The sequence below is a fragment of the Sorangiineae bacterium MSr11954 genome, from assembly GCA_037157815.1.
Taxonomy (GTDB): Bacteria; Myxococcota_A; Polyangia; order Polyangiales; family Polyangiaceae; genus Pendulispora; species Pendulispora albinea.
In genome coordinates this window covers 7,752,230-7,772,220 of sequence record CP089984.1, presented here as the reverse complement: position 1 = coordinate 7,772,220, position 19,991 = coordinate 7,752,230, and the positions used below count along the sequence as shown (strand labels likewise).

14 protein-coding genes are annotated in these 19,991 nt (G+C 66.7%); 6 read left to right on the top strand and 8 right to left on the bottom strand.

Translation table 11 applies throughout. From position 1 onward, the window contains the following. Positions 1–90 precede the first annotated feature (90 nt). Both LZC94_30010 and LZC94_30005 read left to right on the top strand, forming a co-directional pair. A complete protein-coding gene (locus LZC94_30010; protein WXB12077.1) occupies positions 91–789 on the top strand; it encodes a glutathione S-transferase family protein in 699 nt (232 codons plus the stop codon). 67 nt (positions 790–856) lie between these two features. Further along, positions 857–1,207 (top strand): hypothetical protein, encoded by a 351-nt coding sequence (locus LZC94_30005; GenBank protein WXB12076.1) that lies wholly within the window; start codon positions 857–859, stop codon positions 1,205–1,207. Here LZC94_30005 and LZC94_30000 read toward each other — a convergent pair. The 3 genes from LZC94_30000 to LZC94_29990 form a co-directional block, all read right to left on the bottom strand. Then, positions 1,197–2,060 carry an isocitrate lyase/phosphoenolpyruvate mutase family protein gene (locus LZC94_30000; protein WXB12075.1) on the bottom strand — a complete coding sequence of 288 codons (864 nt, stop codon included), beginning with the start codon at positions 2,058–2,060 and terminating at the stop codon, positions 1,197–1,199. The genes LZC94_30005 and LZC94_30000 overlap by 11 nt on opposite strands. Before the next feature lie 97 nt (positions 2,061–2,157). Then, positions 2,158–3,174, bottom strand: a complete 1,017-nt coding sequence (locus tag LZC94_29995; GenBank protein ID WXB12074.1) for a hypothetical protein — start codon at positions 3,172–3,174, stop codon at positions 2,158–2,160. Positions 3,175–3,178: 4 nt separating this feature from the next. Continuing rightward, on the bottom strand, positions 3,179–4,717 hold the full coding sequence (locus LZC94_29990) for a serine/threonine protein kinase (protein WXB12073.1): 1,539 nt from the start codon (positions 4,715–4,717) through the stop codon (positions 3,179–3,181). 265 nt (positions 4,718–4,982) lie between these two features. Here LZC94_29990 and LZC94_29985 point away from each other — a divergent pair, with 265 nt between their 5' ends. Further along, complete coding sequence (locus LZC94_29985) at positions 4,983–6,155, top strand: glutathione-dependent formaldehyde dehydrogenase (GenBank protein ID WXB12072.1); 1,173 nt, start codon at positions 4,983–4,985, stop codon at positions 6,153–6,155. Positions 6,156–6,198: 43 nt separating this feature from the next. On the opposite strand, the gene LZC94_29980 is transcribed toward LZC94_29985, so the two are convergent. From LZC94_29980 to LZC94_29965, 4 genes are all read right to left on the bottom strand, one after another. Then, positions 6,199–6,585, bottom strand: a complete 387-nt coding sequence (locus LZC94_29980; protein WXB12071.1) for a response regulator — start codon at positions 6,583–6,585, stop codon at positions 6,199–6,201. Further along, positions 6,582–8,096 (bottom strand): recombinase RecA, encoded by a 1,515-nt coding sequence (locus tag LZC94_29975; protein WXB12070.1) that lies wholly within the window; start codon positions 8,094–8,096, stop codon positions 6,582–6,584. Before LZC94_29975 ends, LZC94_29980 begins: the two co-directional genes overlap by 4 nt. Before the next feature lie 7 nt (positions 8,097–8,103). Further along, entirely contained in the window at positions 8,104–8,976 is an 873-nt protein-coding gene (locus LZC94_29970) for a HAMP domain-containing histidine kinase (GenBank protein WXB20268.1), read from the bottom strand. Between the two features lie 112 nt (positions 8,977–9,088). Further along, entirely contained in the window at positions 9,089–9,391 is a 303-nt protein-coding gene (locus tag LZC94_29965; protein WXB12069.1) for a hypothetical protein, read from the bottom strand. 449 nt (positions 9,392–9,840) lie between these two features. Here LZC94_29965 and LZC94_29960 point away from each other — a divergent pair, with 449 nt between their 5' ends. The 3 genes from LZC94_29960 to LZC94_29950 are packed head-to-tail and all read left to right on the top strand — an operon-like array spanning position 9,841 to position 15,601. Next, on the top strand, positions 9,841–12,069 hold the full coding sequence (locus LZC94_29960; protein ID WXB12068.1) for an ATP-binding protein: 2,229 nt from the start codon (positions 9,841–9,843) through the stop codon (positions 12,067–12,069). Beyond that, positions 12,070–13,236 (top strand): FIST C-terminal domain-containing protein, encoded by a 1,167-nt coding sequence (locus LZC94_29955; protein WXB12067.1) that lies wholly within the window; start codon positions 12,070–12,072, stop codon positions 13,234–13,236. A gap of 31 nt (positions 13,237–13,267) precedes the next feature. Next, positions 13,268–15,601 (top strand): ATP-binding protein, encoded by a 2,334-nt coding sequence (locus LZC94_29950; protein ID WXB12066.1) that lies wholly within the window; start codon positions 13,268–13,270, stop codon positions 15,599–15,601. A gap of 129 nt (positions 15,602–15,730) precedes the next feature. Here LZC94_29950 and LZC94_29945 read toward each other — a convergent pair whose 3' ends face one another. Then, positions 15,731–19,984 (bottom strand): HAMP domain-containing protein, encoded by a 4,254-nt coding sequence (locus LZC94_29945; GenBank protein WXB12065.1) that lies wholly within the window; start codon positions 19,982–19,984, stop codon positions 15,731–15,733. Positions 19,985–19,991: the final 7 nt, after the last annotated feature.

The window sequence follows — 19,991 nt, the reverse complement described above, 5'->3', positions numbered from 1 at the left end:
CCCGGCGATCGCGCGAGCCATCGCCGGGAAAAAGCTTGGCGGATTCGAGCCTGCAGACGCATCGCCCGGGGGCGGGCAGGGGGTCGAACCGTGATTCGCCTCCATCAATATCCGGGATCGTGGGGGGTCCCCAGCGTGAGCCCCTTTTGCATCAAGGTCGAGGCGTATCTTCGCATGGCCGGGTTGCCCTACGAGATTGTGGTCGAGCGAAACTCGCTGCACGGGCCCAAAGGCAAAATGCCGTTCATCGAGGACGACGGCCGGATCATCCCTGACTCCTCGTTCATCATCGACCATCTGATATCCAAGTACGGTGAGCGCATCCCGCCCCAGTCGCCCGAGGAGAGCGCCACCTCCATGGCCTTTCAGCGCCTCTTCGAGGATAGCCTCTGCTGGGTGATCCTGTATTCGCGGTGGATCGACCACCCCGGGTGGCCGATGTGGCGCGATGGCTTCGTAAAGTTTTTCCCGGCCCCCCTCGGCCAGGTCGTGGTCCGCTTCGTGCGCCAGACCCTTCACCGCCAGGCCAAGGGCCATGGAATGGCGCTTCACTCGCGCGACGAGGTCTACACCATCGGCCGCAAGGACCTTCGCGCCATCTCCGACTTCCTGGGGGACAAGGCCTACTTCGGCGGCGCGCGCCCCGTTCTGCTGGACGCCACCGCCTATGGCTTCCTCGCGACCATCCTGTGGACGGGTGTCGAAACGCCTCTCAAGGAAGCCGCCAAAACGCATGCAAACCTCGAGGCATACTGCCAGCGGTTCCGCAGCGAATACTTTGGATCCTGAGATTCCTGCCAGCCTGCCAGTCTGACGGCCCGCCGGCGCCCGCATCGCGTAGAATCGGGCGCCGTTCATGAAAGATCCCTTCGATCTCCGCCCGGAAACCGTGTCCGACGCCGTCGATCGCGCGCTCGAGAGCGAGCCGGTGCTAAGGGCGCTGCCGCCCTTTCTCCAAGAGCCGGTGCGGGATGCGCTGCGGACCCTCGATGAAACGCTCCTCGATCAGGCCATCGACGTGTTGACCATCGACGACGGCGCCAAGAGCGTCATTCGCACGGCCGCGGTTGCAGCGTTGAAGCTGGCGAAGGGGCAGACCTTCGAGGCGCTGACCCCGCCGCTGCACGAAATACCGCCCTCGGTGGCGCCGCCCGTACCGTCGGCGCCGGGGGAGACGATTTTTACCTTACCGATCATCAAGTTTTGAACGGGTATTGGCGCACCAGGCCCGAGAGCTCCATGAACATGCTCATGGCGCCTTCGAAGGCGAAGCTCTGGCCCGAGGCAGCCTCCGCGAACAAGCGCTTGGCCACCGTATACGCGGCGAGCATCGGCCCCGGTCCGAGGCTGACGCGGCGCACGCCCAGGGCGCGCAGCTCCTCGAGCGGCACCATGCGGTCGCCCACGCCGCCCCAGACGTTGAGGGGGCCATCGATGCCGGCGACCAGCGCGCGGATGGTCTCCGCGTCGGTGGGACCCGGCACGAAGACCGAGCGCGCGCCCGCCTTCAAGTAGGCATGGGCGCGGCGGATGGATTCGGCCACGGATTGCTCGCGGGTGCCGAAGCGGGTCAAGAAGGTATCGATGCGCGCGTTCAGCACGAAGTCCGGGAGCTTCGCGCTGTGCGCGGCTTCCACCCCGGCGCGGATGCGCGCCGCGGCCAGGTCCAGATCGAAGAGCTTGCCCGTGAGCGGATCGGTATCTTCGATGTTGCACCCCACGATGCCGCCGCGGATGGCGCCGCGAACCGAGGTCGCGACATCCTCGGGCGAGGGGCCATAACCGGCTTCGAGATCGGCGGTGACGGGGACGGGCAAGCGCTGCGCGAGCTCGCTCGCAAAGGCCAGCATCTCACCGCGGCTGATACGCTCGCCGTCGGCGAAGCCTCGGGCCAGCGCGACGCCCGCGGAGGTGGTGGCCACGGCGGCGAAGCCCGCTTCCCGGGCGAGCAGCGCGCTGGGCACGTCCCACGCGTTCGGCAGAACGAAACACCCCGCGTCGTGCAGGCGGGAGAACTGAGCGGCTTTTTCTTCGATGGACGGGTGAATGCGATCGGACATGACTCTCCTCCTCGGAGGCTCGAGGCTCGAGGCTCGAGGCTCGAGGAGCATCGTAGGGACGGGGCCGGGCGCCGACTTGGAAGATCTTGCGGTCCCCTCAGAATCGTCCTTTGAGCCCCACGCTGGCCGGGCCGATCCACGGCTCCACCCGCGCGGCCTGGGGCGGCGGCGAGTCGTGCGGGCGGCTCAATAAGAGGCTCACGATGCCGACCCCCAGGCCCGCGCCCGCCACGGCCAGGGCGGTGACCGAGACGAGCGGCATGGTCTTGTCCGACGTGTCCGTGGTGTCGACGGTGCACGTCTGATCGCCGGTGACGATGCGGATGCCGCCCGACTTCGTGCACGTCTTCGAGGTGGAGCCGCTGTCTTGGTTGAGCGCGATCACCCCGGTGATGGCCCCGACCACGACCCCCACGGCCGCCACGCCGAAGCCCGCGTAGGCCACGTGCTTGAGCGTGCGGTTCTCGCCGGCGGGTGCGTCGGATCCGCTGCCTGCGCCGCCCGCCGCGGGGCCGAGCTTCACCACGAAGGGCTTCGGCTCGCGCTCCCTCACGTCGATCTCGGCGCGGTGGGAGACGGCGCCGGCTTCGGCGATGACGATGTGGTGCCCGGGGTTCACCCTGTGCGGCGTCCCCAAGGACGCGCTCGGGATCGCGGCGCCGTCGAGGGTGACCTTGGTGCCTTGGGCCGGCAGATCCTCCAATCGAATGACGATGGTGGGGATGCGCGCCTCCAGCTCACCGCCGAGGAGCCGCGCCCGCTCGCGCGCCTCGATGAAGGGGCGCGGCTCGTCGCGATTGGCGGGGCTGCGAACGATCTTGAGCGCGATCTCGTGCGCCGTCACCAGCCTGCCCAGCAGGGCCTCCGTCTTGGCGACCTCGAAGCCGGTGGTGGGCACGCCCATCAGCGCGTCCGCGGTGCGGAAGCTCTTGAGCGCGCCCTCGAGATCCCCGTGCTCGCGCCGATCGATCCCCTGATCCATGAGCGTGCGCGCGGTCTCCTTGTCCGTCGAGGAGGGCTCCGCGCGCGCCGCGGAAGACACCAGGACGATCGCCACGCCGATCGTCAGGCCGAGCACCGGGCCGAGCGTGGTGACCGTACAGGCTTTGCGCATCCCATCAAAATCCATAGTCCCTCTTGTGCGGCCGTCTCGGCCCCGTGGAGCCGGCCGGCGTCGGCGAAACCGAGTCGCCCGGCGCGGTCGCGTCCTCCCGTGGCGCGCCGGAGTCGTCGGGCCGCGCCACCGGCTCGCGCGTCTCGAGCGGCTCCCGCGACGCGAACGGCTCGCGCGATTCGAAGGTCTCCGATGCGCCGGGGCCACCGAGCGCCACCGATCCTCCCCGCGTCGTGGGAAGCCACACGAGCGCGCAGGCCGCCAGCACCAGCAGCGCGCTGACGCCCCCCAGCGCGGCCGCGCCCGCCTTTCTCCGGCGCAGCGCGGGCCCGGTGCTCCCTCCGCTCGGCGACGAGACGCCCGCCTCCGTCGACGCGAACGGATCGAGATCGGGCTCCATGTCCGGCGGGCCATCGGGCGCGGTGTTCGCCGCGAGCACGGTCTCCGCCGTGTGCGCGCCCAAAAAGTCCACGGGCGTCACGTCGGGCACCGTCGCGCGATCGGAGCCGAAGCCCGGCGAGGGATGGAGCGACGCAAACCGGCGGCGCACGGACACCTCGCGCGTGATGGTCGTACGGCGCGCACCCTCCGGGACGTTCGCTTTCATGAACGCCGCCACGTCGCCCGAGCTGGTCTGGCAGCCCACCTCGAGCATCGCCATCTCGAGCGCCCTCCGGAGCTCCACGGCGGTCGCCATGCGCGCCTCGGGATCGAACGCCATCGCCTTTTGGCAAATGGCATCGATGCGGCGCGGGTACGTGGGGGGCAAGGGTGGGGGAGGCTCGCCGCTCGTCAGCATGCGCAAGGTGGCAAGTTGGTTGTCGCCCTCGTAAGGCGAATTGCCGGTGAGCAGATAATACGTAACGGCGCCCAGCGCCCACACGTCGGAGCGGCGATCGACCTTTTTGCCCATGGCCTGCTCGGGCGCCATGAAACGAAGCTTTCCTTTGACCACGCCGGCGGTGGTCTCGCACGCCACCCGATCGCGCGCTTTGGCGATTCCGAAATCGATGAGTTTGGGAATCCCATTGATGCTCACGAGAATGTTCTGCGGAGAGATATCCCGGTGGACGACGCCGAGGTGCTTCCCCTCGGCGTTGGAGAGATCGTGCGCGACGTGCAGGCCAGCGGAAATATCCGCCATGATCCGCAGCGCGATCCCCAGCGGCAGGGCGTTTTGCCGCGTTCGTTGCGCCTGCAGCACGCGCATGATCTTCGAGAGCGACTCGCCGTCGACCCACTCCATCGCTTGGTAGAGCACCCCGCCGAACTCGGCCAGGTCGAGGATTTGGACCACGTTCGGGTGCTTGATGCACGCGGCCAGCCGGGCCTCGTCGAGGAACATCTCTCGAAAACGCACGTCGGACGCGTATTGCGGAAGAATGGTTTTGACGGCTACGAGCTTCTCGAAATTGCATGCACCGTGAAGGCAGGCGAGCCACACCGACGCCATTCCGCCGTGAGCGATGGGCCGCAGGAGCTCGTAGCGATCGAGGTAGCACCCCGGCTCCAGGTAGGACGGGGCCCCGGGATCTGGAGACACATTTTCTCATGGCCGCATGAGCATGAAATCATAGGCCGAAGATGTTATAATGACGTCGCCCCCGCTACACGCGTTCGTACCATCGCGTCTATCCAGGTGCGTTCTGCCTCGGTGTAGCAGCTGCGATCGATGCACACCCGAGCTCGATGCGCGCGGCCACGGCGCATGAACGTTACGCAAAAAGAGCCACGACGGAGAGGTCCGGATGTTGCCCCACATGCCCGCCAACATCGGCAAACGTTCGACACCTTGCGCAGGAGTATCCATGAAGGCTCTCGTTTGGCACGGAAAGGAAGATGTTCGCATCGACACTGTGGCCGATCCGAAGCTGGTCGATCCCACCGACGTGATCGTCAAAATAACGGCTACAGCCATCTGCGGCTCCGATCTTCACCTCTACGACGGATTCATGCCCGGGATGCAGAGTGGGGACATCCTGGGGCACGAGCCGATGGGCGTGGTCGTCGAGGTCGGGCGGGAGGTCACCAAGTTGAAGAAGGGCGATCGGGTGGTGGTGCCCTTCGTCATCGCCTGCGGTGATTGCTTCTTCTGCCGAAAGAAGTTGTTCGCGGCCTGCGATCGCTCGAACCCCAACGCCAAGCTGGCGGAGAAGGCCATGGGGCACTCACCGTGCGGCGCCTTGGGCTATTCGCATCTCCTCGGGGGCTTCGCCGGAGGCCAAGCCGAGTACCTGCGCGTGCCGTACGCCGACGTGGGGCCGCTCGTCATCGAGTCCACCCTCACGGACGAGCAGGTGCTCTTCCTCTCCGACATTCTGCCGACGGGCTACATGGCCGCGGAGAACGCGCAGATCGAGCCCGGCGACACGGTGGCCGTGTGGGGCGCAGGTCCGGTCGGACAATTTTCGATTCAGTGCGCGTGGATGCTGGGCGCGGGCCGCGTGATCGCCATCGACCGCGTACCGGAGCGCCTCACGTTGGCGGAGCGCGTGGGCCGGGCCGAGGTCATCGACTTTTCGAAGGAGCACGTCTACGAGCGGCTGCAAGAGATGACCGATGGCCGCGGACCCGATCGGTGCATCGACGCCGTCGGTTGCGAAGCGCACTCGTTCGGGAGCATCGACGCCATCCTCGACAACGCCAAGAAGATGATGAAGCTCGGCACCGATCGCGCGCACGTGCTCCGCGAGGTGCTCTACTGCTGCCGCAAAGGCGGCACCGTCTCCATCCCCGGCGTCTACGTGGGATTCCTGGACAAGATTCCATTCGGCGCCGCCATGAACAAAGGCCTCACCTTGAAGATGGGCCAGACGCACGCCCAGAAATACATGCGGCCGCTCCTCGAAAAGATCGAGGCAGGGCAAATCCACCCGACCCCCATCATCACCCACCGCTTGAAGCTCGACGAGGGCCCCGACGCCTATCGAACGTTCCGCGACAAGAAGGAGGGCTGCATCAAGGTCGTGCTCATCCCTTGATCCGCGCTTTTCGCAGGATTCGCGGTTCGCGCGCTCCGCGGGATCAGCGCGACTTCTTCTCGCCCGGACCGATGAGCGAGGCCACGATGGTCAAGAGCTTCTCCAGCTGAAACGGCTTACGCAGAAAGGCCGCGAAGGGCGGGATGTCCTCGGTCGCGGGGAGCGATATTTGCCGCCGGACCGCGCTCACCAGGACCACCGGGACGGCGCGCAACGCCTCTTCGTTTCGCATGAATCGCAAGAGGGCTTTGCCATCCATGATGGGCATCATCACGTCCGAAATCAGCAGATCGGGCGGGTGCATGGCCATGAGATCCAGCGCCTTTTGGCCGTCGTTGGCCGATTCCACGAGATATCCCTCGTCCTCGAGGAAATCCCGTAAGGTATCGACCAGCGCGTACTCGTCATCGACGAGGAGAATCCTCTTCATCGCGATCCCCGACGATGTGCGGGGGCCGTCCCTTGCATCGTCGGGCCGAGCTCGGAGTCTCGGGTGCGATGATCGTCCGCCAAGATGGCGCGCGCGCTCTCGGAGGATTCGGCGATGTGGAAGCCGCTCTCGTCGATTTGGAATTCGCGGAGCGAAGTGTCATATCGACCTTCGCGCATTTTCATGATGGAGATGAAGCGATGCAGCTGCGTGCGCAGCTCGACGTAGCGAAGCAGGATGATCGTATCCATCATCGACGATACGCCGTTCAACGAAATGTCTTTTTCGGGGCAGCCGTAGAGGCCCAATGTCTCTTCCGACGCCAAGGTCGTCGCCCCGATCGAACGCAGCTCGTTGCTCAAGGCCGTGAAGAAGGGCCCGGTGCGCTCGGGGTAAATGACGCAGCTGCGGAAGCCATCGAGCCCGTCGATGAAGACCCGCTTGATCGACCGCCGGCGGACCGTCGTGAGCAGCTCCTCGGCGGCCCGATCGGCCAAGAGCTCCTGGGGCGCCCGCCATTGCATTTCGATGCGGCCGTCATCGATGGCCGCCGCGAGATCCAAATCGACGCTCTTGGCCTTCGCGACGAGGCGCGAAGGCGCCTCGAAGAAACCAAAATAGAGCGCGCGCTCGCCCAGGTGGGCCCCCGCGTTCAAGAAGTGGAGGCCGAGCAAGGTCTTGCCGCTGCCGGAGGAGCCGAGGAGCATGGCGGTGGAGCCCGAGGGGAGCCCGCCGGACAGCATGGAATCCAAGCTCGAAATGCCGGTCGCCAGCTTGCTCGTGTCCGTCGCCTGCTGGACGAGCGCGGCGCCCACCATGGCCTCGGTCCGGCCGAAGATTCGAATTCCGTCGCTGGAGATCTCGAAGAAGCTCGCCCCCAGCACATGGCTCGAGCCGCGGTGCTTCTCGATCTCCAGCTCCCGCACCGTGCGCATTCCAATTCGCTTCGTCGTGAGCTGGAAGAGACCGTCGACCATGGTCCGCTCCGGGTAGTTCGCGTCACTTCCCTTGGCCCCCGTGAGGAGCAAGGTCGTGCAGCCCACGAGCTCGATCAGGCTCTGGAGCTCGTGGATGAACTTCTTGAGCTCCAGCTCCGTGTCGGCCATGGCCCCCGCGGTCACCAGCCCGTCGATGACCAGCAAGCTCGCCCGATGGTCGCGCACGATTTTGCGCAGGAGTCGCGTGAGACCATCGAGCTTCTCTTTCTCCAAGGCTTGGTAGCCGCTGATGTACTGAAGGGCGCCGCCCAGGGCCTCCTCGCGGAAGAAGGACATCTCCTGCAAGGTGGAGATGAGCCAAGCATGGGACTCCGCCAGCAAGGTCACATAGAGGGCGCGTCCTCCGCCGGCCACGTGCGAGTAGGCGATCTGGTTTGCCAAGATCGTCTTCCCCGAACCGGGCCGGCCCATGACGAGGTAGGTGCCGCCTACGATCAAGCCCCCGTTCAGAATCTCATCGAGCCCATGAACACCCGTCGCCAGACGCTCGAACGCCTTCAGTTCATCGCTCATCGCCGGATCAGTACCTTTCCGTTGCCGCCTCTTCGGTGCCTCCCATCGAAGACTCCATGTGCGGCTTCGGAGCGGAGACTAACTCATCCGCGCGTGGTAAGGAGACGAGGAACGTCGTCCCCTCGTTTTCGGTGGAGCGCACCTCGACCCGTCCGCCATGGGCTCGGACGATCTGCTGGACGATGTACAAGCCCAGCCCGAGGTGCTTGCCCGAGCGCGCGGTCCTCTTTTCGCCGCGCCGGAATGGCTCGAAGAGCTGGCCCATGGCCTCTTCGTCGATGGCGGGACCCCCGTTGTGCACGCTGGTGAACGCCTCGCCATCCCGGGTCCACGTCCTCACGGTGATCGCGGCGTCCTCGGGGCTGTGCGCGAGCGCGTTGGCGAGCAGGTTGGAGAAGATTTGGGCGAGCCGCTCCTCGTCCCAATCGCCGTCCACGTCACCTTCCGTCTCGAGCCGGATACACCGCCCCGGATAGGCGGGCTCCGTTTCATCGATGACCTGACGCGCGATCGCGGTCATGTCGGTGGGGGCGCGATGGATCTTCAACCCCCCGCCCAGGCGCGCTTGGGTGAAGTCGAGCAACTCCTCGATCAGGTGCGCTGCGTGCTGCCCCGACGAATGAATGCGGCCCAGGATATTGGCCTGTAGCTCACCGAGCCCGCCCCGCCGTTTCAAGAGATCGACCCCCGCGAGGATCGCCCCCAGCGGGTTTCGCAGATCGTGGGCGAGCACACCCGCGAGCCGCTCGCTCGTCTGCGTGCGGTCGGCGAGCTCTCGGGCGAGGTGGTCCCGCGCCTCCTCCGCCCTTCGTAATTTGTGGCGCAGCTCCGAGTTCTCGGTCTCGAGCGCCGCGTGCGAGGTGAGCACGGACAAGAGCACTCGGCTCAAGGCCGCGATGTCCGTTGTGGACTCGACGGCGGGCTTTCCGTCCCGCGGGCGAATGCCATGACGATCATTCGAGAAGGTCTTTTGCACGGCAGCGCCCTCGATATCAAATGACTTCGAGCAGAGGGCTCTCGGGCTTCTTTCGCCGCGGCGAGCGCGTTCCGAATCGATTGCCCGAGTCCGACGCTGGGGCAACGGCCAAATGGACGACCTCGTATTTTTGCGCTTTCAAACTCGTCGATGCGGCCGATGCGGCCAGTGCGTGCTTGATGAGCATCTGCATCGTACGAAGCACTTGGGTGCGCGACGTGGACTTGCACTGGCAGTCGGGGAGGAGAGGGCACTGCGCGAGGATGGTGCCATCCTCTTCATAACGAAGGACGATGGGCAGGTTGCGGAGCGAGTTCATGGATGCCTCCGCGTGCTCGCCATCGCGATGGCGATGGGGCCTGCGCACGAGAAGAAAATTCCGGTTCGATCGATCACTGGCGAGCCTCCTTAATGAGAAGAACTTCGCCCCCCTCGAATGAACGCCGTGATTCTCTGCGGCGCGTTCGCTAGAGACGGCCAGAGCACATTCCGGGCCATTCGATGCCAGAGCGGAGCGCGCGCGGAACCGCGGTCAGAAGCGGCGTATCGGGGTCAGCACATCCTTTCGCCCGAACGTGAAGCACAGCAAAACTGCCTCAGTGTGTGCGCGCGCACTCACCAGGATGGCCCACCTCGTTGGCGCCTCCGCAACGCTTGCATGGCATCCGCTCAGCTTCAAATGCTAGGTTGTGACGTGTTTGCGAGGACGCCGCCCACTTGGTTGACGCCTCGGAGGCCCTCGCGCATATTCCACGCCATGGGTGTCCTATGAGCTCCACGATCGCTGAAATAGGTCGAGAGTTTCGAAACCCCCGTGTGGCGCACGAAGCGCAGAATCACTCCGTCTTCTTCTACGAGGACGAGGCGCTCCTGAGCGAGTCGGTGTCCAACTTCATTGGCGCGGGTCTCTCGGCCGGCGATCCGATCCACGTGGTGGCGACCCCCGAGCATCGGAGAATCATTCGCGAGCGGCTCGAGTCGAGCACTCCGGACCTCCAGAGCGCGCTTCAATCGGGCCTCCTGACGATGGCCGATGCGCGCGAGACGTTGAGCCTCTTCATGGTGAATGGCATGCCCGATGCGGCGCGCTTCGCCGCGGTCGTCGAGCCCATCCTTCGAGCGCGTCCGGGGGCGCGCATGCACGTCTACGGCGAGATGGTCGACCTGCTTTGCCGCGACGGCCGGCCGGAAGCGGCCATTCAGCTCGAGAAGCTCTGGAACGAGCTGGCCGTTCGCCACTCGTTCTCCCTCTTCTGCGCATACGTGATGGATACGTTCTCCGGGGCAAAGTCGAGCCTTTACGAGAGTGTGTGCGAGGCTCATACTCACGCCCATCCGGTCCGGGGAGAAAGCGAGACCCATATGCGGTTGCGCACGATCGCCGGTCTAAGGCAGCGCGCGCGTGTACTCGAAGCCGAAGTCGAGCGAAGCAAACACTCCGACGTCTTCCGACTGCTCGTCGAGAGCTTGACGGACTATGCCATCTTCATGCTCGATCCCACCGGGATCGTGTCGAGCTGGAATGGCGGCGCCGAGCGCATCAAAGGATACGCGGCGCACGAGATCATCGGGCAGCACGTCTCCACGTTCTATCCGCCCGAGACGCGCGAGACGGGGAAGATCGAGAAGGCGCTCGAGATCGCGCGCCGCGAAGGCCGCTTCGAAGAGGAGGGGTGGCGCATTCGCAAGGACGGCTCCCGCTTTTGGGCCAGCGTCATCCTCAGCGCCCTTCGCTCCCAGAGCAATGGGGAGCTCGTGGGGGTCGCCATGGTGACCCGCGATCTAACCGAGCGCCGCAACGCCGAGCAGGAGCGGATCCGGCTCGCCCAAGTCGAAGAGTCGATGCGGGTCAAGGACGCGTTCCTCGCGACCATCTCGCACGAGCTGCGCACCCCGCTGAACGCCATTCATGGCTGGTCGTGCATCCTGCAAGAGGAGCGCAATGGAAGCGTGCTCTCCAAGGGCCTGGAGACGATCCGGCGCAACGCGGAGGCGCAGATCAAGCTCGTCGACGATCTGCTCGATATGTCGCGCATCATCGCGGGCAAGATGCGCATCGAGGCCAAGGTGGCCGATATGGTCGCCATCGTGCGCGACGCGCTCGAGGGGGTGCGCCCTGGCGCGCACGCGAAGAACATCGAGCTCGTGCTCGATTGCCCGGAGCACCCCATGGCGCTGGTGGGCGATCCCGTGCGCCTGCAGCAAGTGGCGTGGAATTTCATCTCGAACGCCGTGAAGTTCACGGGCCAAGGTGGCACCGTCTCCATCCGGCTGCGCCGGGAGGGCGCGATCATCGAGCTCACGGTGAGCGACACCGGGCGCGGCGTGGAGCCGGAGTTTCTTCCTTACATCTTCGAGCCGTTCCGGCAGGCCGACAGCTCGGCGACCCGCCGGGTGGGCGGCTTGGGCCTGGGGCTGGCCATCGCCAAGCAGATCGTCGAGCTTCACGGCGGACAGGTGGCGGCGACCAGCGCGGGGGCGGGCCAAGGCACCACGTTCACCGCGATGTTCCCCGTTCGCGCCGTCGTTCCGATGGGCGCCATCCCCGCCGTCCCGGGCGAAGCCTCGCCCCAAGGATCGCTGCGCCTCGATGGCGTGCGCGTGTTGGTGGTCGACGACGAGCCGGACGCGCGCGAGCTGCTCCGGGCGCTCCTGCAGAAGCGGGGCGCGGTGGTGCGCCTCGCGGGCTCCGCGCCCGAGGGCCGTCACGCCGTCGAGTGGTTCCGCCCGCACGTGATCGTGAGCGACGTGGGGATGCCGGACGAAGACGGCTATCAGTTCCTCCGGAGCATCCGCGCCATGTCGCGCGAAATGGGGGGCGGGACGCCGGCCATCGCGCTCTCCGCGTATGCGTACCCCGAGGATCGCCGGCGCGCGCTCTTGGCCGGGTACACGAACCATCTGGCCAAGCCGGTGGATCACGAAGAGCTCCTCGACACGGTGCACAACTTGGCCAATGTAGGCGCCACCCCCTGGGCTCGAACCCTCGTGCGCTAAATGACTACCGCCACGGTCGTGCACACGGGCGTTGCATCGAGCGAAGAAGCCGGCGCTTCGCTCGGGAGCCGGATCCACCAGGCGTTCGGCGGTGAGCGCCCGGACGCGCTGATCCTGTTTGCGTCACCGCGCTACGATTTTTCGAAGCTGCTCTTGGCCATCGACATGGAGTGCCGTCCGCGCACCCTGGTGGGCACCTCGTCGGCCGGCGAGTTCACGGGGCAGGCGCAAGGCGTGGGGCTCGCGTGCGCCATGGCCATTCGCGCCCCCGAGATGCGGTTTCATGCGAGCCTGGGGCGCGCGCTGAGCCGCGATCCGCGCAAGGCGGCCTCGGAGATGATCGCGACCTTTCACGGCATCGGCAATCCTTCGTTCGCGTACCGAACGGCGCTCGTCTTCGCCGACGCCATGGCGGGGCAGAGCGATCGATTCGCCTTGCACCTCAGCACCTTGACGGGCGGCAGCTACCGCTTCGTGGGCGGCGGCGCGGGCGACGAGCGCTTCGAGGATCGGGTCGTCTTCCATGGCACCGAGGTGGTGGCCGACGCGGCGGTGGCGCTCGAGATCCTCTCGAACAAGCCCATTGGCGTGGGGGTCACGCACGGCTGGTCGCCGCGCAGCGGGGCCTTTCGCGTCACCGAGGCGGAGGGCTTGCGGCTCGCGAGCTTGAACGCCATCGCCGCCGCCGACGTGTTCGAGGATCACGCCGAGCGCACCGGGCAGAAGATGGACCGTCAGGATGCCTTTCCGTTCTTCCTGCACAACATCCTGGGGGTCGACACCGGCCCCGGCCCCAAGAAGCTGCGTGTGCCGCTCCGCGTGCAAGACGATGGCGCGGTGAGCTGCGCGGCGGAGATCCCCGAGGGCGCGACCGTTCGCATCATGGGTTGCACGACGGCCACCGCGGCGGAGGCCGCCGTCCAGAGCACCAAGGAGGCGATGCGCCAGCTGGAAGGCCACAAGCCGGCCCTGGCCATCTTCTTCGATTGCGTGGCCACCCGGCTTCGGATGGGGCACGACTTCGGCATCGAGCTCGACTCGATTCGAAACGAGCTTGGCGAAGCAAAGCTTTTAGGGTGCAATACGATTGGTCAAATCGTGAGCGCGGAGGGGCAGTTCTCCGGCTTTCACAACTGCACCGCGGTGACTTGCTTGATTCCGGAGTAGCGATTCCGTGCCAGGATCCACCATCTCCTCGATGGCTGCCGTTGCGAGCTCCCCCCACCGGTTGGAGGCCGCCCGGGAGCTCGCTCGTTTTCTCGGCGCCGAGGACCTCGTGGTCTTCACCCGGGATCTCGAGGTCGGCGTCTTTCTGCCCGCCATGGGCTTCCCCAAGACGCTCCCCAACGGCCGCGCGTGGCGCGAGTTCATCGAGCGATGCGTGGCGATCCGCGAGATGCAGGAGGCCGATCTTCCCTATCCCGACAAGGACACCGTGCAGCGCGCGCGGGGCTGGTCGTGCAAAATCGATTGCGTGCTGGTGCTCCTCGGCGGCGCGCCCGTGCCCGCGCGGGTGGAGGAGGCCCGAACGGCGATGCCGCTGCTCGCCACTTTGTTCGCGGCCGAACGGCGGGCCGCCGCGGGCCTGGGGCGGGTGCTGGTCGCGCGCTCGGCCATGGAGCGCGCGGAGGCGTTGGCGTCGTCCTTGGCCGCGTCCCAAGCCGAGCTGCACCGGGTGATGCACGCGCTCCACGCGAGCGAGCAGTGGCTCTCGATGACCCTGCACAGCATGGGCGATGGCGTTTTGGCCACCGACGGCGAGGGCAAGGTGGTGTTCCTGAACGCCGCGGCGGAGTCGCTCTGCGGCTGGTCCGCCGCGCAGGCGCGCGGAAAGGCGCTGGCGGAGGTCTTCCCCGTGCGGGGGGATCGCGAGCCGCTGCTCGTGCGCCGCGATGGCCGCGAGCTGGCCATCGACGTCGGCGTCTCGCCGGTGCTGGGCGCGGATGGCCAGCCCGCCGGCGAGGTGCGGGTCTTCCGCGACGTGAGCGAAGGCCGCCTCGAGGAGGCGCGCCGTTCGTTCTTGGCCGAGGCGACGGCGGAGCTCTCGTCCAGTCTGGACTACGAAAAGACGTTGGAGACCGTCGCCCGATTGGCGGTGCCGCGCATCGCCGACGGCTGCGCCGTTTACGTGGGCGGCCCCGACGAGTCGCTCCGCCGCATCGCGTTCGCCCACGTCGATCCGGGGGCCGAGGTGGTGCCTGATTTGCCCGGGGCCCATCCCTCGGGGAGCCTCTCGGAGCACGCGCTCTCCGTGCCCATCCGCACGGTGGAGCGGACCCTGGGGCTCATCACCTTGGTGACGTCGGCCTCGCGCCGCGCCCTCGCAGACAAGGACTTTGCGCTGGCCAAGCAGCTCGCGCAATCCGCGGCGGTGGCCATGGAGAACGCCCACTTGTACGAGGCCGAGCGGCAGGCGCGCGCCAGCGCAGAGGCGGCGATGCACCTGCGCGAGGACGTGATCGCCGTCGTATCCCACGATCTGAAGAACCCTTTGAGCTCGATCGTCATGGCGACCGCCCTGCTTCGCGGCATGAACGACTCCGGCGAGTCCCCGGAGCGCGCGCCCGTTTACGTGGACATGATCGCGCGGGCGGCCGGGAACATGAACCGGCTCATCGGCGATTTGCTCGATCTGGCGAGCATGGAGTCCGGCAACTTTGCCGTCTCCTGCGCGCCGCACGAGGTGTTACCCATTTTGCGCGAGAGCCTGGAGCTCCTCGGCGCGTCCGCCGCCGCCAAAGGCGTGGAGCTCGAGTGCGCGGCGGACGGCTCGCGGGTCTGGGTGCACTGCGACGCGCACCGGGTGGGGCAGATCCTCTCGAACCTGATTGGAAATGGAATCAAGTTCACGCCCAGAGGCGGCAAGGTGCGCATCGACGTGGAGACCATCGGGCTCGAGACGCGCTTTGCCATCGAGGACACCGGGCCCGGCATCGCCGAAGAGCACCTGGAGCACGTCTTCGATCGCTACTGGCGTCTTCACCGCGAGCGGCGCACGGGAACGGGGCTCGGCTTGGCCATCGCCAAGGGCCTGGTGCAAGCGCACGGCGGCCGCATCTGGGTCGAGAGCCGGGTCGGCAAAGGCACCACGTTCTTCTTCACCCTCCGCTCCGCCCAGCCCTCGATGGTCGCGCCCGCCCCCACCCCGGAGCCGGCGCGCAAATACCGCATTTTGGTGGTGGATGACGACAAGGAGCTTCGCGAGTCCCTCTGCGAGTTCCTGGAGGAAGCGGGCTACGCGGCCACGGGCGCCAAGAGCGGGTTCGACGCGCTGGAGCGGCTGCACCAGCCGGACAAGCCCGATCTGATCCTGTTCGATCTGCTGATGCAAGGAATGGATGGCTGGCAGTTCCGCGAGCTCCAGCGGCGCGACGTCGCGCTCGCGCAGATCCCCTTGCTGGTGATGACCTCGAACCGCGATCTCAAGAATTTGCCGACCGATCCCGACTCGGTGGTCTACAAGCCCTTTCACCTCCCGCAGCTGCTCGGCACCATCGCGCGCCGCTGCGCGCAGCCTGGATCAACGGCGTAGCGCTCATCGCGATGCCGTCACTCGTCCGATTTCGAGAGGGGAGCGCGGTACGGGAACGAGAGAATCCAACGTGAACGGCATAGCCCGCGCCGGATGGCGCAGACCTCGGCCCCGCGGCGCAGATGCCGATCAACGGCGTAGCCATAGCCGAAGGGTGGCCAGGAGCTGGGCGGTGTCGACGGGTTTGGCGAGGTAATCGGAGGCGCCGGCGTCCAGGCACTTTTCGCGGTCGCCTTTCATGGCCTTGGCCGTCAGGGCTACGATGGGCAACCTTCGAAGATCGGGCGCCTCGCGAATGAGGCGGATCGTCTGGTAGCCGTCCATTTCGGGCATCATGATATCCATCAGGGCGATATCGATGCCCGGCGTATTCACCAGGATGGATATGGCCTCGCGCCCCGTCTGGGCGGTGACCACGCTCATTCCGTATCGTTCGAGCACGCTCCCCAGCGCGAAGATGTTTCGCACGTCGTCGTCCACCACCAGAACGTGGCGGCCGCGCAGCTCCTCTTCGAGCAGCTTCGCCTGCTCGAGCTGCGCCGCTTCCCCGAGCGGCTCCGCGGGATCGGCGCTCTGCCATGCGCCCTGCCTCGTTGGCTCCGCAGGGGGCGGTTCGCCCCCCGCGTCCAGCAGCGCGGGCGCGTCCTGCGGATCGGCGTGGGCGGTTCGAAAGATCGCCGCGTCCGAAGGGAGATACCCGCGCCGCGCGGTCTCGCGCGAGGGCACCGAGGGCCCGATGTACTCGCGGGGCAAGTAAAGGGTGAACGTGCTCCCGATGGACGGGGTGCTGCGGATTTGCATTTCGCCGCCGAGCAAGTTCGAGAGCTCGCGGCTGATCGCGAGCCCCAGGCCCGTTCCACCGTATCGGCGGCTGGTGCCGGCGTCCGCCTGCTGGAACGCCTCGAAGATGATCTTTTGCTTCTCGGGCGCGATGCCGATCCCGGTGTCGGCGACCTCGAACGCCACCACCGTCTCCGCCCGGCGGAGGATGGGGTGCTCGGGCGACCAGCCGGCGGGGGCCTCGGAGATGCTCAATCGAACGCCGCCTCGCTCCGTGAATTTGAAGGCGTTGGAGAGCAAATTTTTCAGGACCTGCTGCAGCCGCTTGGGATCGGTCACCAGGCTCCGTCCGAGCTTCGGGTCGAGCCGCACGTCGAACGCGAGGCCGCGCGTCTCGGCGTCGTGGCGGAAGGGGCGCGCCACCGTGTCGAGGAGCATCGGGAAGAAGACCTCCGCCGGCTCCACGGTGACCGTGCCCGATTCGATCTTCGAGAGATCCAGGATGTCGCTGATCAAGTTGAGCAGATCGGTCCCTGCGCCATGGATGGTGCGGGCGAACTCCACCTGCTTCGGAGACAGGTTCTGCTCGGGGTTTTCGCTCAGCTGCTGGCCGAGGATGAGGATGCTGTTCAGCGGGGTGCGAAGCTCGTGCGACATGTTCGCGAGGAACTCGGATTTGTACTTGGAGGTGAGCGCCAGCTCCTCGGCCTTGTCCTCCAGCGCCCGGCGCGCCTGCTCGATCTCTTGGTTCTTGCGCTCGACCTCCGCGTTTTGATCGGCGAGCTGCTGCGCCTTCTGTCCGAGCTGCTCGTTGGTCTGCTGCAGCTCCTTTTGCCGGCCTTGCAGCTCGGCGGCGAGCTTCTGCGACTGCGCGAGCAGGGCCTCGGTCTGCATGGTCGCCTCGATGCTATTGAGGACGATGCCGATGCTGCTCGTCAATTGATCGAGGAACGCCAGGTGCGACGCGGTGTAAGCACCGAGCGACGCCAGCTCGATCACCGCCTTGATTTGCCCCTCGAAGAGGACGGGCAGCACGACGATGGTGCGCGGGAGCGCGCGAAAGAGCCCGGAGGCGATGCGCACGGTGTCCGCCGGCAGGGAGGCGATCAGGATGCGCCGCTTCTCGACGGCGCACTGCCCCACCAGGCCCTCCCCGAACCGCAAGGTCATCGGGTGGCCGTACGTTCCGTCGTCCGCGTACGACGCCAGGAGCTTCAAGATCAGGCCCCCTCTTTCGTTTTTTTCGTTCGCCTCGCCGTCGCCGTTCGCCGGGTGCGCGTCGGCCGCGGCCCGATAGAGCACGGCTTGGTGCGCGGACACCAAGGGCGCGAGCTCCGAGAGGAGCATCGTCCCCACGCGCACGAGATCGCGCTGGCCCTGCAGCATGCTGGTGAAGCGCCCCAGGTTCGTCTTGAGCCAGTCTTGCTCCGTGTTGCGATCGGTCGTCAGCCGGAGGTTGTCGATCATGGTGTTGACGTTGTCTTTCAGCTCGGCGACCTCTCCGCGGGCCTCCACTTGAATCGAGCGGGTGAGATCGCCCTGGGTGACGGCGGTCGCCACCTCGGCGATGGCGCGCACCTGGGTGGTCAGGTTGGCGGCGAGCAGGTTGACGTTGCCGGTGAGATCCTTCCAGGTGCCGGCGGCGCCCGGGACATTGGCTTGGCCGCCCAGCCGCCCTTCGACCCCCACCTCGCGGGCCACCGAGGTGACCTGCTCGGCGAAGGTGGCGAGGGTGCGGGTCATGCTGTTGATGGTGTCGGCCAGCGCGGCGACCTCGCCCTTGGACTGCACCGTGAAGTTCTGTTTGAGATCGCCGCTGGCGACCGCGGTGACGACCTTGGCGATGCCGCGCACCTGCTCGGTCAAGTTGGCCGCCATCACGTTGACGGTGTCCGTGAGATCCTTCCAGGTGCCGCCCACGTCGGGCACCTCGGCCTGGCCGCCGAGCTTTCCATCGGTGCCCACCTCGCGGGCCACGCGCGTGACCTCGGCCGCCAAGGCGCTCAGCTGATCGACCATGGTGTTGACCGTATTTTTGAGCTCGAGCACCTCGCCCTTGGCGTCGACCGTGATCTTGCGCGACAGATCGCCGCGCGCCACCGCCGTGGTCACCTCGGCGATGTTGCGCACTTGGGTGGTCAAGTTGCCGGCGAGCAGGTTCACGTTGTCGGTCAGATCTTTCCAGGTGCCGGCCGCGCCCGGAACGTTGGCCTGCCCGCCGAGGCGGCCCTCGGTGCCCACCTCGCGCGCGACGCGCGTGACCTCGCCCGCGAACGAGCGGAGCTGCTCGACCATGGTGTTGAGCGTCTCCTTGAGGACCAGGAGCTCCCCACGCACGTCGACCGTGATCTTCTTGGAGAGATCCCCGGCCGCGATCGAGGTCGCGACCTCGGCGATGTTGCGGACCTGCGCGGTGAGGTTCTTGGCCATGGAGTTGACGTTGCCGGTGAGCTCCGTCCAGATGCCGGCGAGCCCGGGGACCTCCGCTTGGCCGCCCAGCTTGCCCTCGGTGCCGACCTCGCCCGCGACGCGGGTCACCTCGGACGCAAAGGCGCTCAGCTGATCGACCATGGTGTTGATGGTCTCTTTGAGCTCGAGGATCTCGCCCTTCACGTCGACCGTGATCTTGCGCGATAGGTCGCCGCGCGCGACCGCGGTGGTGACCTCGGCGATGTTGCGCACTTGCGCCGTGAGGTTGCTGGCCATGAAGTTGACGCTGTCGGTGAGCGCCTTCCACGTCCCGGCGACGCCGGGCACCTGCGCTTGGCCGCCCAAGCGCCCCTCGGTGCCGACCTCGCGGGCCACCCGGGTCACCTCGCGCGCGAAGGCGTTGAGCTGATCGACCATGGTGTTGACGGTCTCTTTGAGCTGCAAAATCTCCCCGCGCACGTCGACCGTGATCTTGCGCGACAGATCGCCGCCGGCGATGGCCGTCGCCACCTCGGCGATGTTGCGCACCTGCGCCGTGAGGTTGCCGGCCATGGAGTTCACGCTGTCGGTCAGATCTTTCCAGGTGCCCGCGACCCCCGGCACCACCGCCTGCCCGCCGAGCTTTCCATCGGTGCCCACCTCGCGGGCCACGCGCGTGACCTCCGACGTAAAGACGCCCAGCTGCTTGATCATGGCGTTCACCAGGGACGCCGAGCGCAAAAATTCGCCTTGCAGGGGGCGGCCGTCGACGTCGAGCCGCAGGGTCTGCGAGAGATCGCCCTGGGCGACGGCGGCGAGGGCGCGGGTCACCTCGGTGGTGGGCCAGAGCAGATCGTCGATGAGCGTATTGACGGAGCCCTCCATGTCGACCCATGCGCCGGTGAGGCGCGGAAACCGTACGCGGTGCTTCGTTCGTCCCTCTTTGCCCACCAGCTGACCGACCCGCGCGAGCTGCTCGGCCATGGTTTGATTGGCCACCACCAGATCGTTGACCGCATCCCCGATTTTTCCGATCAGCCCCGTCCAATGGCTCGGCAGGCGCACGGTGAAGTCGCCCTCGCGGACCGCGACCAGCACGTCGAGCAGCTCCCGAAGCTCTTCGTGCGCGCCCGCGGGCCCGGAAACGCGCGGATCCTCGCCTTCGCCCGATTCGGGTGTGCGCGTACTCGACATCCTTGTA